Raw genomic sequence first — 14,661 nt, 5'->3', positions numbered from 1 at the left:
ATCACGACGGGCGCGGGCCGCATATACATGGGCCGGGCCGGAACAACGATGCAACCGGCCAGCATGATCGTAAGCGCCGCAGCGGCAAGCAGTCTTTTGCTCATGGTGTTTTATCTGTCGATCAGGGTTAGCGCTTTTTTCGCGTCAATCAAGCGCGCCTCTCAAGCTACCCAGCGACCTTCGACCCAGCGCCAGTTCGGGCCGTGCGCGACCCAGTGGCCCGGCACCCAGTGATAGCCGACACGCTCGGCCTGCCAGTGGCCCGCGATCCACACGTAGTGGCCGCGATTCCAGCGCCAATGGCCCCGATCCCATACATAGCCGACACGCGGCGCGGGCACGACTTCGACGCGCGCGGGCGGCGGTGCGCTCGGCGCGATGACGACAATTTGTTCCGCAAACGCAGGGGCCGCGACGGCGCAAGCGCCCGCGGCAACAATGGCAGCCTTGGCAACCAGCAGGCGGATGGAATGGTTCATATGAAGCTCCCCTTCGAGGTGTACGCCGAAAGTGGCGTTACCCGATCAATGCGCGAGCACGCGCCTGCGCTGACAACGGCGGTGTTACCACGAGGGGTGAAGTGAAACCGAATATTTCGGTAAGGAAGGCAGCGATGAAACGCGCCGGCGGAAGGCGCGCAAAGAAGGCGCAAACGCAAACCACGCGCATGCGCGAAAAGCGATGGCGTTACGGCGACAATATTGAGATGCGCGCGGCGCACAGCCGCTCCGCGCGCATCGCGTGCATCAGGCCTGCGGAATCTCGATCTTGACCTCGAGCACTTCGAGATCGTCCTGGCGTTCGAGGCTCACGCGAATGTCGTCGTCGGAGATCTTGATGTACTTCGAGATCACCGCGACCAGCTCGCGTTGCAGGGCCGGCAGATAATCGGCGGGGGGATGGCCGCCTGCGCGCTCGTGAGCGATGATGAGCTGCAGGCGTTCCTTCGCTACCGAGGCGGACTTCTTCTTCTCGCCGAGAAAAAACGAAAGAAACGACATGACGTGCGCCTCCCTTACTTGCTACCGAAGAGGCGCTGCAAGAGCCCCGGCTTCTGGTAATCGGTGAAACGAAGCGTCTTGTCTTCGCCGAGAAAGCGCGCTACCACGTCCTTGTACGACTCCGCGACATCGGTGCCGTCGAGATGGACTGCAGGCAGGCCCTGGTTCGATGCGTGCAGCACCGCTTCCGATTCCGGAATCACGCCGATCAGCTCGATGCGCAGGATCTCCGAAATATCCGAAAGCGACAGCATTTCGCCTTCGCTCACGCGCTTGGGGTTATAGCGCGTGATCAGCAGGTGCTCCTTGATCGGATCCTTGCCTTCGATCGCGCGCTTGGTCTTCGACGACAGCATGCCGAGGATGCGGTCCGAATCGCGTACGGACGACACTTCCGGGTTCGTCACGATCAGCGCTTCGTCGGCGAAGTGCATCGCGAGCAGCGCGCCCGACTCGATGCCGGCCGGCGAATCGCAGATGATGTACTCGAAGTCCATCTTGCGCAGATCTTCGATCACCTTCTCCACGCCTTCCTTCGTGAGCGCGTCCTTGTCGCGCGTCTGCGAGGCCGGCAGGATGAAGAGGTTCTCGCACTTCTTGTCCTTGATGAGCGCCTGATTGAGGTTCGCCTCACCCTGGATCACATTGATCAGGTCGTACACGACGCGGCGCTCGCACCCCATGATGAGGTCGAGATTGCGCAGGCCGACGTCGAAATCGATGACCGCGGTTTTATGGCCACGCAACGCGAGGCCCGATGCGAAACTCGCGCTCGTGGTCGTTTTGCCAACGCCACCCTTGCCCGAAGTCACCACAATGATTTTTGCCATTCCCTTACCTTGCGTTCGTCAGTTTCCCAATTTGGTCTCGTCGCGGTCTTGCGCCGCTCGCGCCCGCGTGTTGCTCGCGCCCGACAGGCGGCTCAGGAGAGCCGCAACGGCTCGATCAAGATCCGTTCTTCGTCGAGCCGGATTTGCGCGGGCTTGCCCTTCACCTCGGCGGCAAGCGGAACTTCAGCGGTGCGGTAGATACCCGCGATCGAAATGAGCTCCGCCTCGAGGCTCGTGCAGAAAATACGTGCGTCGTGGTTGCCGTGCACGCCCGCGAGCGCGCGGCCACGCAACGGCGCGTAAATATGGATGTTGCCTTCGGCGATCACTTCCGCCCCGTTCGACACCGCGCCCAGCACGACGAGGTCGCCCTTCGCGTAGATGCGCTGGCCCGAGCGCAGCGGACGGTCGATCACGAGCGTCGGCTCAGCGCTCGTCGAGCGCGCCACGGAAACGGCTGCATCGGATCCTGCGTCCGCTTCGGGAGCCTCCGGAGGGAAGAGTTCCGGCTGCACGGCGGACACGGCTGGCGCGCTGGCGGCAGCATCGGCGGACTGCACCGGCGTGCCGTTCGCAGCACCGGTTGTGACTGCAGAGCCAGCTTCAGCGCCGGCGGCCTGCACAACGGCCGAGGCCTGAGTGGCGGGCACGTCGCCGGCCAAGCCGACTGCGCTGCCTGCGACGCGCTTGTCGCGCGCTTCGAGGAACGGCAGGCCCGCCTCGGCGGCCCAGCCATGCTGCGCGGGCAGCGCGACCACGCCCACCGGGCGCATGCGCACGCTTTCGAGCAGGCGCGCGATGTCGGCAAGCGCGATTTGCTCACCCTCTGCGAGGCGCCGCAAGTCGATGGCGACCGTATCGTTGGCGAAGAATTCCGGCGTCGCCTCGAAGCGCCGGGTCAGTTCGGCGCGCATCGCATCGAGCTCAGTCGTTTTGACCACAAATAAAAGCGTATCGACTGAGCCGCTCTTCAGTTCAAAATAGGGCGATTTCCTGGACGACATGGCGTTCGGCGAAAATTTTTGCGTATTTTACAGGCGTCGACGCGCACGGCCATTATTTTTAATGGCTCAAGATGCTGCGACACAGGGAGCAATGCACAACGGCGGGAGATACCGGCGCATGACGTGCCGGACGCACGCCATGGCTAAGAACAAGAGAAAAGCTGCTGGGCAGACACTCCGTTACTGGGCCGACATGCTCTTCTGCGCGAGCGCGACGTCGCGCACGAGGAGCGTCTCCCACTGCTCGGGCGTTTGGGTGCTGCGAGCGTGGTCGCCCGTGGCGACGAAGCCGAGCCGCTCGTAGAAGCGCATGGCGGTGATGTTGTTGTCGGTCACCCAGGCGAAGACTTGCGCAGCGCCTTCGCTCAAGAGCCAGTCGATGGCGGCATTGACGAGCAGCTCGCCGCCGCGCAGATGCCGCACGGCCGGCGCCACCCACAATGCGAACACGAACGCGCGGCGCGCCGGCGCACTTTCGAAATTCGCGCCGATCAGGCCGGCCGGATGCCCCTCGGTATAGAGGATGAACGATGTGGCAGTATGCGAGTTCGCGTGACGGGCCGCCGCAGCGTCGAAAACGGCGACATCGGCGGACAGCGCGTCTTCAAGCGAGTCGCCGAACGCATAAGGCGCGTCGCGCAGCGAAGCAGTTCGAAGCTCGCGGAGCACGGCACCCTGATCGGCAGCGATACGGCGAACGGTCAGTGACGGACTCATGCAGTCGTAAACCCCAATAAAGCACTAACGCGTAGCTTTAACCGAACTGGGCGGAGAGTCAAATCCTTATTTAACAAATTTGCCCGGCGCACACCGCCGACGCGGAACTTGACAGACCAGCCCAGGGGCCCCACAGGCATATGCACTGCGGCTCAAGGGGCTTCGTACGCGCCCGTGCCGTCCGGCCAGGGCGTGAGAAGCTCGTAGCCCTCGTCAGTAACCGCCACCATGTGCTCCCATTGCGCGGAGAGCGAACGATCCTTTGTCACCACCGTCCAGCCGTCGCGCTGCACCGCCGTGCCGGCGCGGCCTGCATTGACCATCGGCTCGATCGTGAAGACCATGCCCGGCTTCAAGCGCACGCCCTGGCCGGGCTGGCCGTAATGCAGCACCTGCGGCTCTTCGTGATAGACCTTGCCGATGCCGTGACCGCAGTATTCGCGCACGATCGAGAAACCGTCGGCCTGGGCGCGACGCTGAATCGCGTGACCCACGTCGCCGAGCGTCGCGCCGGGCTTGACCTCGCGGATGCCCGCGAGCATTGCCTCGTAAGTCGTGTCGATGAGCTGGCGACCGACCGTGCTCGGCGTGCCCACGGTGTACATGCGGCTCGTATCGCCGAAATAGCCGTCCTTGATCACGGCCACGTCGATATTGATGATGTCGCCGTCCTTGAGGACCTCGTTGCGGCTCGGAATGCCGTGGCAGACCACCGAGTTGACCGAGGTGCAGATCGTTTTCGGAAAGCCGAGGTAGCCGACGTTGGCCGGCACCGCCTTGAGCGTGTTGACGATATAGTCGTTGCAGATCGCGTCGAGGTCGTCGGTGGAGACGCCGGGCTTGACGTGTTCGCCAATCATGGCGAGCACGTCGGCGGCAAGCCGGCCGGAAATGCGCAGACGCGCGACGTCGTCGGCAGATTTGTAAGTGATGGCCATCTGTGAACGCTGTGAACGGGTAGTGAGCGCGGCGGCGCAAGGCGCCTCGCAGCAAATTCGGGGCAGCCGCGCAGAAAGCGCCATTGTACCGGGGCGTCACCCCCATCCGGCCGACGCCGATTCGGATACGTCCGATTGTCCGCGCACAAGCCACCCTTAAAAATAAGAAATATCTTACAACGACGTGAGCCGAACGCCCGACCATGACCCAGCCTGACTCCCGCCCCCACGACAAGCGCCACGCCCGGCGCACAATCGGACGCCCCGCTCAACGTGCTGATCGCCCTGCCCACCTACGACAACTCGGTGCATTTCGACTTCGCGATCGCGCTGGCCCGCCTGATGGAAACCTTCAAGGAGCGCGGCGTGCGCTTCGAGTACATCCACACGGCTTCGTCGCACATCATCCGCGCGCGCAACTTCTTCGCAAGCTATTTCCTGAGCCACCCCGAATTCACGCACGTCCTGTTCCTCGATACGGACATGGACTTCTCGCGCGAAGCGGTTCCGCGCCTCCTCGCCGGCAACAAGCCGGTAGCGGGCATCGCATGCCCGTACCGGTTCTTCGATGTGGAAAAGAAGATCACGAGCGACGACGTGGGCCTCTCGCTGCGCGAATGGCAGGAAAAAACCGTGGAGTACAACACGGCGATCCGCGCAGACGAACAAGGCAGCAGCACGGTCAGCAACGGCTGGGTCGAGGTCAACCACATCGGCACGGGCATCTTCCTTATCCGCCGCGATGCGCTCGTTGCGCTCGCGCCGCTCACGCAGCTCTACCGGCCGCCCTCGCAATACGCGCCCTACCTGCCTGATGGCCGCTTCTACGCGTTCTTCGATACGATCGGTGAAAAAGGCGTCTACCTCTCGGAAGACCTGTCGTTCTGCCAGCGCGTGCGCGCCGCCGGGATGTCGGTTTGGGCGCTCATCGACGAGAAGATCGTGCACCACGGCGGCTCGGCGATCTCGGGCACCTTCCTGCGCTCGCTGGAGCAACGCGGGCACATGAAGAAATAAGCCGCCGAAAAAAGCGGCCACAAAGCAAAAACCCCCGCAGCCGTCAGGCATGCGGGGGTTTTCTGAATTTGGCGGAGAGGGTGGGATTCGAACCCACGGTACGGGGAAACCGTACGCCTGATTTCGAGTCAGGTACATTCGACCACTCTGCCACCTCTCCGGGGGTACTGCCGGCATTGCTTTACTGCTTCTCTGGCCTTGGTCGGCGACCAGAGAAGCGAGGATTATAGAACAAATTTTGGCTTTTGCAAGGGCTCTTTGAGAAAAATCTCGAAGAGAGCATTTAGCCCTGCATTTCAAGCCGGGCAACCCCGCCCATGTACGGACGCAGCACCTCCGGCACGGTGACCGAGCCGTCCGCTTCCTGATAGTTCTCGAGCACAGCGACAAGCGTGCGGCCCACCGCGAGACCCGAACCGTTGAGCGTATGCACGAGCTCCGGCTTGCCCTGGGCATTGCGGTAGCGCGCCTGCATGCGGCGCGCCTGGAACGCCTCGGTGTTCGAGCAGCTCGAAATTTCGCGATACGTGTTCTGCGCCGGCAGCCACACTTCGAGATCGTAGGTCTTGGTGGCCGAGAAACCCATGTCGCCGGTGCACAGCGTGATCACGCGGTACGGCAGGCCGAGCTTTTGCAGGATGGTCTCCGCATGCACGACCATTTGCTCCAGTGCGTCGTATGACGTTTCCGGCGCCACGATCTGCACCATCTCGACCTTGTCGAACTGATGCTGGCGAATCATGCCGCGCGTGTCGCGGCCATACGAACCGGCCTCCGAACGGAAGCACGGCGAATGCGCGGTGAGCTTGATGGGCAGCGCGCTGCCTTCGACGATGCTCTCGCGCACCGTGTTCGTGAGCGAGATTTCCGAGGTGGAAATCAGGTACTGCGTGACCGTGTTCTCGGCGCCGCCCTTCTCCACGCGGAACATGTCCTCGGCGAACTTGGGCAACTGGCCCGTGCCGTAAAGGATTTCCGGATTCACGATGTAGGGCGTGTACGTCTCCGTATAGCCGTGCTGCATCGTGTGCGTGTCGATCATGAACTGCGCGAGCGCGCGATGCAGGCGCGCGATCTGGCCGCGCAGCAGCGTGAAGCGCGCGCCCGAGAGCTTCGCGCCGGTCTCGAAGTCGAGACCCAGCGGCCCGCCCACGTCGACGTGATCCTTCACTTCGAAGCTGAACTGGCGCGGCGTGCCCCAGCGGCGCACTTCCACGTTGTCGGCTTCGTCGCGGCCCACGGGCACGCTCTCGTGCGGCAGGTTCGGCACGCCGAGCAGCAGGTCGGAAAGCTTCGTCTGGATTTCGTCGAGCTTCGCAGCCGAGGCCTTCATTTCGTCGCCGATGCCGCCCACTTCGGCCATGACCGCCGAGGTATCCTCGCCGCGGCCCTTCATCGCGCCAATCTGCTTCGACAGGCTGTTGCGGCGCGCCTGCAGTTCTTCGGTGCGGGTCTGGATGGCGCGGCGTTCCGCTTCGAGCGCGGAAAACGCCGCGACGTCGAGGGTATAGCCGCGGTCGGCGAGGCGCTTGGCGACGCCGTCGAGGTCTTTGCGCAGCAACTGGATGTCGAGCATGGGATTGTGAGACGCAGTGTCGTTGTGTGAAGCGTCGATTTTAGCGCACCGGCGGGGGCTAGCCCTTGCGCTTGCGCTCGCGGATTTCGTCACGATGCTCGTCGCGCCATTGCGCGTCGAGGTCGGCGAGGCGCGCGAGCTTCTCGCCGATCTTGCCTTCGAGCCCGCGCGGCGTGGGCTGATACCAGCGCGGCTCGCGCATGCCGTCGGGCAGATAGGTCTCGCCGGCCGCGTAGGCATCGGGTTCGTCGTGCGCGTAGCGGTATTCATGGCCGTAGCCCAGCTCTTTCATGAGCTTGGTGGGCGCATTGCGCAAGTGGACGGGCACCGCGCGCGATTGGTCCTTGCCAACGAAGCGGCGCGCCTCGTTGTACGCCATGTAGCCCGCGTTCGATTTCGGCGCGACCGCGAGGTAGATGACGGCCTGCGCGAGCGCCAGCTCGCCCTCGGGCGAGCCCAACCGCTCGTAGGTCTCCGAGGCGTCGAGCGTGATGCGCGCCGCGCGCGGGTCGGCGAGGCCGATATCCTCCCACGCCATGCGCACGATGCGTCGTGCCAGATAACGCGGATCGGCGCCGCCGTCGAGCATGCGGCAGAACCAGTAGAGCGCGCCGTCCGGATTGCTGCCGCGCACCGACTTGTGCAGCGCGCTGATCTGATCGTAGAACGCGTCGCCACCCTTGTCGAAGCGGCGCAGGTTTTCGGCGAGCGCGCTGCCGAGCAGTTCGCCGTCGATCTCGCGCTTCTTCTGCTGCGCGGCCGCCCGCGCGACGATTTCGAGGTTGTTCAGCAGCTTGCGCCCGTCGCCGTCGGCCGAACCGATCAGCGCCTTTTGTGCTTCCTCCGTGAAAGTGAGGCCGCCCAGCTCCGCGCTCGCGCGCGCAAGCAGCTCGCCCTGCTCGTCTTCGTCGAGGCTCTTGAGCACGTAGACCGCCGCGCGCGAAAGCAACGCGCTATTCACCTCGAACGACGGATTCTCGGTCGTCGCACCGATGAATACGAACAGGCCCGACTCCACGTGAGGCAGGAAGGCGTCCTGCTGGCTCTTGTTGAAGCGATGGACTTCATCGACGAACACGAGCGTCTGATGGCCATGCGCGCGGTGCATCTGCGCCGTCTCGACGGCCTCGCGGATATCCTTCACGCCCGAGAGCACCGCCGAGAGCGCGATGAACTGCGCGTGGAAGGCATCGGCCATCAGGCGCGCGAGCGTGGTCTTGCCGACCCCGGGCGGCCCCCAGAGGATCATCGAATGCGCTTCGCCCGACTCGAAGGCGACGCGCAGCGGCTTGTTGGCCCCAAGCAGATGCTTCTGGCCGATGACTTCGTCGATCGAGCGCGGGCGCAACCGCTCGGCGAGCGGGACGTTGGCACGGGTTTCTTCAAACATGACGTTTTCGCGATAATGTCGGCTTTGCCGGGGCTGGGCCATTGCCGAGGCGCTGTTCGCGCCCCCGAAAACGGCCTGCCATGACGGATGCAGTCGTGCATTATGACAGCCTGGGCGGTTGCGCGAGATGCCGTGCCTGGCTGCTGCCGATATGCGACCGATGCCCGCCTTCGGTGGCTGCCCGGATGGCCGGCCCCGCCAAGCATCAGATAAGACAAACGACACAGAGGACCGTTTTACCGATGACTCTAGACTCGCAGGCCGGCGCGGCCAGCTCCGGCGAAGCCGGCTCGACCTACGCGCCCAACGTGCCCGTGCCCGACGCGCGCCGCCAGTTCCGCACCGGCGACGCCTTCGCGCTCTGGTTCTCGCTCGGCATCGGCCTGCTGGTCGCCCAGGCGGGCGCCCTGCTGGTGCCGGGGCTTTCGCTGCCCCATGCGCTCGCCGCGATCGGCATCGGCAGCGTGATCGGCGTCGTGCTCCTCGCGCTCGCGGGCGTGATCGGCACCGACACGGGCCTTGCCGCCATGTCGTCGCTGCGCCCGACGCTCGGCATTCGCGGCGCGTCGGTGCCGGCGGTCATCAACATGGTGCAGCTCGTGGGCTGGGGCTCGTTCGAGATCATCGTGATGCGCGATTCCGCCGATGCGCTCGCCAAGCAAGCCTTCGGCCTGTCGATGCCGCTCGTGTGGACGGTGATCTTCGGCTTGCTGGCCACGCTGCTCGCCGTGAGCGGCCCGCTCTCGTTCGTGCGCCGCTTCCTGCGCACCTGGGGCATCTGGCTTCTGCTCGCGGGTGCCGCCTGGCTCACGTGGAGTCTGCTCGTGCAGCACGACATCGGCGCGCTCATGCGCCGCCCCGGCACCGGCGAGATGCCGTTCGGCAGCGCGATCGACCTCGTGGTCGCGATGCCGCTGTCGTGGCTGCCGCTCATCGCCGACTACACGCGCTTCGGCCGCCGCGCGGGCGAGACGTTCCGCGGCACGCTGCTCGGCTATGGCATCGCGAACCTGTGGTTCTACGCGCTCGGCGCGATCTACGGACTCGCGGCGGGCGGCGGCGACGCGCTCCTCACCACGGCGCTCGCGAAAGCCGGTGGCGGCCTTGCGCTGTTGCTCGTGCTGATCGACGAAATCGACAACGCCTTCGCCGATATTCACTCGGCCGCGGTATCCACGGGCACGTTCTGGACGCGCGGCAGCGTGCCGTGGCTCTCGGCGGCGTTCGGCGCGTTGTGCACGCTGATCGGCCTCGTCGTGCCAATGGCGCGCTATGAGAACTTCCTGCTCTTCATCGGCTCGGTGTTCGCACCGCTCTTCGGCGTCGTGCTCGCCGATCACTTCATCGTGCGCCGCCGGCGCATCGACGCCCATGCACCGGCCGATCTGAGCGGCATCTACGGTTACTCGGGCGGCTGGCACGTGAGCGCGTTTGTCGCGTGGGGCATCGGCTTTGGCGCGTACCAGGCGCTCAACCAGTGGCTGCCGAATCTCGGTGCGACGCTGCCCGCGCTCGTGACCGGTGCGCTGTGCTATGTCGTGCTCGCGGCGCGTCGGCGCGCAGCTTACGCTTAAACCGCGCCTGCATCGATAGTGCTCCAAACGACAACGCCACGCTTCATCGCGTGGCGTTTGTCTTTTCAGCGGCGCGCTTCGACAGACTTATTCGCAGTGGCCGCAGCCGCCGTGCGCATGATGGTCATGGTGCTCATGCACATCCGCCGGCAATGCCTGCGCCGTCTGCGCGCTGATGCCCAGACGCTGCAACAGCTGGCGATCGGCTTCGGCTTGCGGGTTGCCCGTCGTGAGCAACTGATCGCCATAGAAAATCGAATTCGCGCCCGCCATGAAGCACAGCGCCTGAAGCGCGTCGTCCATCTGCTCGCGGCCCGCCGAGAGACGCACCATCGCCTTGGGCATGGTGATGCGCGCGACCGCGATCGTGCGCACGAACTCGAACGGATCGAGCGGCTCGGTGCCTTCGAGCGGCGTGCCGCTCACCTGCACGAGATTGTTGATGGGCACCGATTCCGGATACGGCTCCATGTTCGCGAGCTGCGCGATCAGGCCCGCGCGCTCGCGGCGCGACTCGCCCATGCCGACGATACCGCCGCAGCACACGTTGATGCCCGCGTCGCGCACGCGCTCGAGCGTTTCGAGGCGGTCCTCGTAGGTGCGCGTCGAGATGATCTGGCCGTAGAACTCGGGTGAGGTGTCGAGGTTGTGGTTGTAGTAATCGAGGCCCGCGTCGGCGAGCGCCTTGGCCTGATGCGCTTCGAGCATGCCGAGCGTGACGCAGGTTTCGAGCCCCATCGACTTCACGCCGCGAATCATGTCCTTGATCGGCTCGAGATGGCGGTCCTTCGGATTGCGCCATGCCGCGCCCATGCAAAAGCGCGTCGCGCCGTTCGCCTTCGCCACACGCGCGGCGTCGAGCACGGCGTCCACGTCCATGAGCTTGCTCGCGTCGAGCCCGGTATCGTGATGCGACGACTGCGGGCAATATGCGCAATCCTCCTCGCAGCCGCCGGTCTTGATCGACAGGAGCGTGGAAAGCTGCACTGCATTCGCGTCGAAATGCTCGCGATGCACCTGCTGCGCGCGGAACATCAGATCGTTGAACGGCAGTTCGTAGAGTGCGGCGACGTCGGCGACGCGCCAGCGCGCGGCGGCTTCGTCTTGTGCTGGCGCGTGCGGCGCGCTTTTCTTGAGCGCGGTAATGTCGATATGAGCTTCGGTCATGGTGTAGGGGTCCTTCTTTACAGAGGCGACAGGGATTCGGATGCAGGCGCGAGAGTGTCGAGCCGCGCGAGCAACGCGTCGATGTTCAGGTGTTCTGCGGCGAGCTCGGCCAACGCAGCCGTATGAGCGCCGGGCATACGGGGCACGACGCCGATGAGCGGCGCGCCGAACTGCGCGGCCAGGCGCTCACGCAGCGCGTCGATGTTTTCTTGCGGGAAGGTCATAGCCGGGTCGATGCGGTTCGCGACCCAGCCCGCGATCGTGAGGCCGCGTGCGGCGATCGCCTCGGCGGTGAGAAGCGCATGGCTGATGCAGCCCAGTCGCATGCCCACGACGAGCACCACCGGCAGATTCAGCGCAACCGCGAGATCCGCGGTGTCCTGCGTCGCCGTGAGCGGCACGCGAAAGCCGCCCACGCCTTCCACCACCACGGCGTCCGCGCGCTCGCGTGCCTCGCCGAAACATTGCACGACGCGCGCCATGTCCAGCGTCACGCCTTCGAGCGCGGCGGCAATGTGCGGCGCGGCCGGCTCCCTGAGCAAAAACGGCGTGCGCATTTCCGCAGGAAGCAGCACGCTCGCGGCAGCGTCGAGCTGGTCGGCATCTTCGTTGTGCCAGACGCCTTCGCGCTCGTATGCACCCGCAGCGATGGGCTTCATCGCCGCCGCGCGCAGGCCCGCTCGCGCCATGCCGCGCAAGAGCGCCGCGCTCACGAAAGTCTTGCCGATTTCGGTATCGGTGCCGGTGACAAAAAGCGAATACTTTGCAGTGCTCATCGCGCGCCCTCTTGCGTCTGCTGTTGCGCTTGCCGTTGCTCTTCAAGGCTCGCGCGTTGCAGCGCCGCGTTCAGACGGTCGAGGTCGGCGTCCGAATGCGCAGCCGAGAGCGAAATGCGCAGCCGCGAGGTGCCGGCGGGCACCGTCGGCGGACGAATCGCCGGCACCCACAGACCATCGCGCTCGAGCGCGCCTTGCAGCGCAAGCGTGGCCTCGTTGGCGCCGACCACGAGCGGCTGCACTGCCGTGTGCGAATCGACGGGCTGCCAGCAAGTTTCCTTGAGCATCGAGCGCGTGCGCCCGATCAGATGATTCAGATGAGCGCGCCGCGCGTCACCCTCCTCGCCTGCAATCAGTTGCAGGCTCGCGGAGACCGCGTGCGCGACCGCCGGCGACGACGCCGTCGTGAAGATGTACGGACGGGCGCGCTGCACGTGCCACTCGATCACCGTGTCGTGAGCGCAGATGAACGCGCCCGAAACGCCCGCCGCCTTGCCGAGCGTGCCGACCATCACGAGGTTCGGCGAGCGCAGCGCGGCTGCGGCCAGCGCGCCGCGCCCTTGCGGGCCGAGCACGCCAAGCCCGTGCGCGTCGTCGACCACGAGCCATGCGCCATGCTTTTCGGCAAGTTCGACCAGACGCGCGAGCGGCGCGACATCGCCGTCCATGCTGAACACCGTGTCGCTCACGATCACCTTCGCGCGCGCGTCCGACGCTTCGAGCATCGTGCTCAAGGCGTCCATGTCCGCGTGCGGATAGATCCGGATCTCGGCCCGCGAGAGCCGCGCGCCGTCGATCAGCGAAGCGTGATTGAGCGCATCGGAAAAGAGCGTCGTGCCCTGCCCCGCGAGCGCGGTGAGCACAGCCAGATTCGCCATGTAGCCGGTGCTGAAGTACAGCGCGCGCGGCGCATCCACAAAGGTGCCGGCGAACGCCGCGAGATCGTCCTCGAGTTGCGCGTGGGCGCGCGAATGGCCACCCAGCAGATGCGAGCCGCCGCTGCCCGCGCCGTAGCGCTGCGCGCCCTCGGCCAGCGCCGCGACGAGCCGCGGATGCGCAGCCAGCCCGAGGTAGTCGTTGCTCGCGAAGCCGATGCTCTCGCGGCCATCGACAACCATATGGGCGCTGCACGGCGAATCGATGGTGCGGCGGCGGCGGCGCAGGCCTTGCGCATCGAGTTCGCGCAGGTTTTGTTCGAGTGTGTGCAGCAAGTGCATCAGAGGTCCTCCGCGACAGTCGCGTCGAATGTCTCGCGCGTGCGCGCGGCCAGATGCGCTTGCGTTCCGGCGTCGAGAATGTATGGCGGCATTACGTAGACCGTCGTGCCGATCGGGCGCAGCAGCAGCTCGCGCTGCAGCGCGTTTTCGAAGAACCGGCGCGAGAACGTGCGCGCGCGCTCGGCGTCGTCGATCGCCACGTCGAACGCGAGAATCGTGCCGCACTGGCGCAGGTCGCGCACGAGCGGATGCTGCTCGAGCGGTGCAAACGCTTCGCGCAATTGCTTCGATTTTTGGGCGTTCGCGGCCAGCACGCCATCGCGCTCGAAGAGATCGAGCGTTGCAAGCGCCGCGCGGCAGGCGAGCGGATTGCCCGTGTACGAATGCGAATGGAGGAAGCCGCGCGCGGTGTCGTCGTCGTAGAAGGCCGCGTAGATTTCGTCGCGCGAAAGCACGATCGACAGCGGCAGGTAGCCGCCGCTGATGCCCTTCGAGAGCGTGAGCAGATCGGGCCAGATGCCAGCCTGCTCGCATGCGAAGAACGTGCCCGTGCGCCCGCAGCCCACGGCGATTTCGTCGGCGATCAGATGCACCTGGTAGCGCTCGCACAGCGCGCGCAGGCCCCGGAGATACGCGGGATCGTGCATCGCCATGCCTGCCGCGCACTGCACGAGCGGCTCGACGATCAGCGCCGCGATGCGCCCTTCGCGCTCGGCGAACACACGCTCGACGTCCGCGAGCGCGCGGTGCGCCACGTCAGCGGCGCTCTCGCCTTCGCGCGCCGTGCGCGCATCGGGCGACGCGACCACGTGCGCGTGAGTCAAAAGGGGATCGTAAGCATCCCTGAATAGCTTCACATCCGTCACGCCAAGCGCGCCGATGGTCTCGCCGTGATAACTGTTGGCCAGGCACACGAATTCGCGCTTGTCGCTCGCACCCTGATTGCGCCACGCGTGAAAGCTCATCTTCAGCGCGATCTCGACCGCCGAGGCGCCATCGGACGCAAAAAACGCATGGCCGAGCGTGCCGCCGGTGAGCGCGCTCAGGCGCTCGGCGAGTTCGACTGCGGGCTCGTGCGTGCAGCCCGCGAGCATCACGTGCTCGAGCGTGTCGAGCTGCGCCTTGAGCGCGGCATTGATCACAGGATTGGCGTGGCCAAACAGATTGACCCACCACGAGCTAACGGCGTCGAGGTAGCGCCGGTCTTCATGGTCGTACAACCACGGCCCTTCGCCACGCGCGACGGCGACGAGCGGCAAGCGCTCGTGGTGCTTCATCTGGGTACAAGGATGCCAGACGGCGCGCAGGCTGCGCGCGATCCAGGCGTCGTTGGCGGGGTAGGAATGCGAGTTCAAATACGGCTCCTGCTGGTGTGTCCTGCTGGTGTCCTGCCAGGCAACGGGCCCGAGATTAACGCGTTCAATTCCGCAATGCACTACCCCCGAAATGGCCTT

The 14,661-nt window shown here is 65.4% G+C and carries 14 protein-coding genes and 1 tRNA gene; 2 read left to right on the top strand and 13 right to left on the bottom strand.

Going from position 1 to position 14,661, the window contains the following annotated elements; genetic code table 11:
- Positions 1-161: 161 nt before the first annotated feature.
- The 6 genes from PWP93_RS01940 to map form a co-directional block, all read right to left on the bottom strand.
- The gene (locus PWP93_RS01940) at positions 162-479 is read right to left on the bottom strand and encodes a hypothetical protein (protein WP_421024498.1); all 318 of its coding nucleotides are present in this window, start codon (positions 477-479) and stop codon (positions 162-164) included.
- Positions 480-746: 267 nt separating this feature from the next.
- Positions 747-1,001, bottom strand: a complete 255-nt coding sequence (gene minE / locus PWP93_RS01935; RefSeq protein ID WP_322056710.1) for a cell division topological specificity factor MinE — start codon at positions 999-1,001, stop codon at positions 747-749.
- Between the two features lie 14 nt (positions 1,002-1,015).
- Positions 1,016-1,831 carry a septum site-determining protein MinD gene (gene minD, locus PWP93_RS01930; protein ID WP_421024499.1) on the bottom strand — a complete coding sequence of 272 codons (816 nt, stop codon included), beginning with the start codon at positions 1,829-1,831 and terminating at the stop codon, positions 1,016-1,018.
- Between the two features lie 92 nt (positions 1,832-1,923).
- Positions 1,924-2,835: a septum site-determining protein MinC gene (minC, locus tag PWP93_RS01925; protein WP_421043255.1), complete on the bottom strand. Its 912-nt coding sequence runs from the start codon at positions 2,833-2,835 to the stop codon at positions 1,924-1,926.
- Positions 2,836-3,015: 180 nt separating this feature from the next.
- Positions 3,016-3,552: a GNAT family N-acetyltransferase gene (locus PWP93_RS01920; RefSeq protein WP_421024501.1), complete on the bottom strand. Its 537-nt coding sequence runs from the start codon at positions 3,550-3,552 to the stop codon at positions 3,016-3,018.
- Between the two features lie 152 nt (positions 3,553-3,704).
- Positions 3,705-4,490 (bottom strand): type I methionyl aminopeptidase, encoded by a 786-nt coding sequence (gene map, locus PWP93_RS01915; protein ID WP_421024502.1) that lies wholly within the window; start codon positions 4,488-4,490, stop codon positions 3,705-3,707.
- A gap of 273 nt (positions 4,491-4,763) precedes the next feature.
- On the opposite strand from map, the gene PWP93_RS01910 reads away from it, so the two are divergent.
- Positions 4,764-5,507 carry a glycosyltransferase family 2 protein gene (locus PWP93_RS01910; protein ID WP_421043254.1) on the top strand — a complete coding sequence of 248 codons (744 nt, stop codon included), beginning with the start codon at positions 4,764-4,766 and terminating at the stop codon, positions 5,505-5,507.
- Between the two features lie 69 nt (positions 5,508-5,576).
- On the opposite strand, the gene PWP93_RS01905 is transcribed toward PWP93_RS01910, so the two are convergent.
- The 3 genes from PWP93_RS01905 to PWP93_RS01895 all read right to left on the bottom strand — a co-directional run bounded on the left by PWP93_RS01905 (position 5,577) and on the right by PWP93_RS01895 (position 8,473).
- Positions 5,577-5,667, bottom strand: a tRNA-Ser gene (locus tag PWP93_RS01905).
- A gap of 123 nt (positions 5,668-5,790) precedes the next feature.
- Positions 5,791-7,083, bottom strand: a complete 1,293-nt coding sequence (gene serS, locus PWP93_RS01900) for a serine--tRNA ligase (protein WP_421024504.1) — start codon at positions 7,081-7,083, stop codon at positions 5,791-5,793.
- A gap of 58 nt (positions 7,084-7,141) precedes the next feature.
- Positions 7,142-8,473 carry a replication-associated recombination protein A gene (locus PWP93_RS01895; protein ID WP_421024505.1) on the bottom strand — a complete coding sequence of 444 codons (1,332 nt, stop codon included), beginning with the start codon at positions 8,471-8,473 and terminating at the stop codon, positions 7,142-7,144.
- 242 nt (positions 8,474-8,715) lie between these two features.
- Here PWP93_RS01895 and cytX point away from each other — a divergent pair, with 242 nt between their 5' ends.
- Positions 8,716-10,047, top strand: a complete 1,332-nt coding sequence (cytX, locus tag PWP93_RS01890; protein WP_421043253.1) for a putative hydroxymethylpyrimidine transporter CytX — start codon at positions 8,716-8,718, stop codon at positions 10,045-10,047.
- Positions 10,048-10,134: 87 nt separating this feature from the next.
- Here the strand turns inward: cytX and bioB are convergent, their stop codons facing one another.
- From bioB to bioA, 4 genes are read right to left on the bottom strand one after another with little or no spacing between them, the layout of a single operon-like run.
- Positions 10,135-11,214 carry a biotin synthase BioB gene (gene bioB / locus PWP93_RS01885; RefSeq protein WP_421024507.1) on the bottom strand — a complete coding sequence of 360 codons (1,080 nt, stop codon included), beginning with the start codon at positions 11,212-11,214 and terminating at the stop codon, positions 10,135-10,137.
- A gap of 17 nt (positions 11,215-11,231) precedes the next feature.
- A complete protein-coding gene (gene bioD / locus PWP93_RS01880; protein ID WP_421043252.1) occupies positions 11,232-11,990 on the bottom strand; it encodes a dethiobiotin synthase in 759 nt (252 codons plus the stop codon).
- Positions 11,987-13,207, bottom strand: a complete 1,221-nt coding sequence (bioF, locus tag PWP93_RS01875; protein WP_421043251.1) for an 8-amino-7-oxononanoate synthase — start codon at positions 13,205-13,207, stop codon at positions 11,987-11,989. Before bioF ends, bioD begins: the two co-directional genes overlap by 4 nt.
- Positions 13,207-14,562, bottom strand: a complete 1,356-nt coding sequence (gene bioA / locus PWP93_RS01870) for an adenosylmethionine--8-amino-7-oxononanoate transaminase (protein ID WP_421043250.1) — start codon at positions 14,560-14,562, stop codon at positions 13,207-13,209. Before bioA ends, bioF begins: the two co-directional genes overlap by 1 nt.
- Positions 14,563-14,661 lie beyond the last annotated feature (99 nt).

Source organism: Paraburkholderia sp. A1RI-2L (assembly GCF_048957375.1).
In the GTDB taxonomy this organism is placed as follows: Bacteria; Pseudomonadota; Gammaproteobacteria; order Burkholderiales; family Burkholderiaceae; genus Paraburkholderia.
The sequence above is the reverse complement of the archived record's forward strand: the minus strand, read 5'-3'. Positions and strand labels throughout refer to the sequence as shown.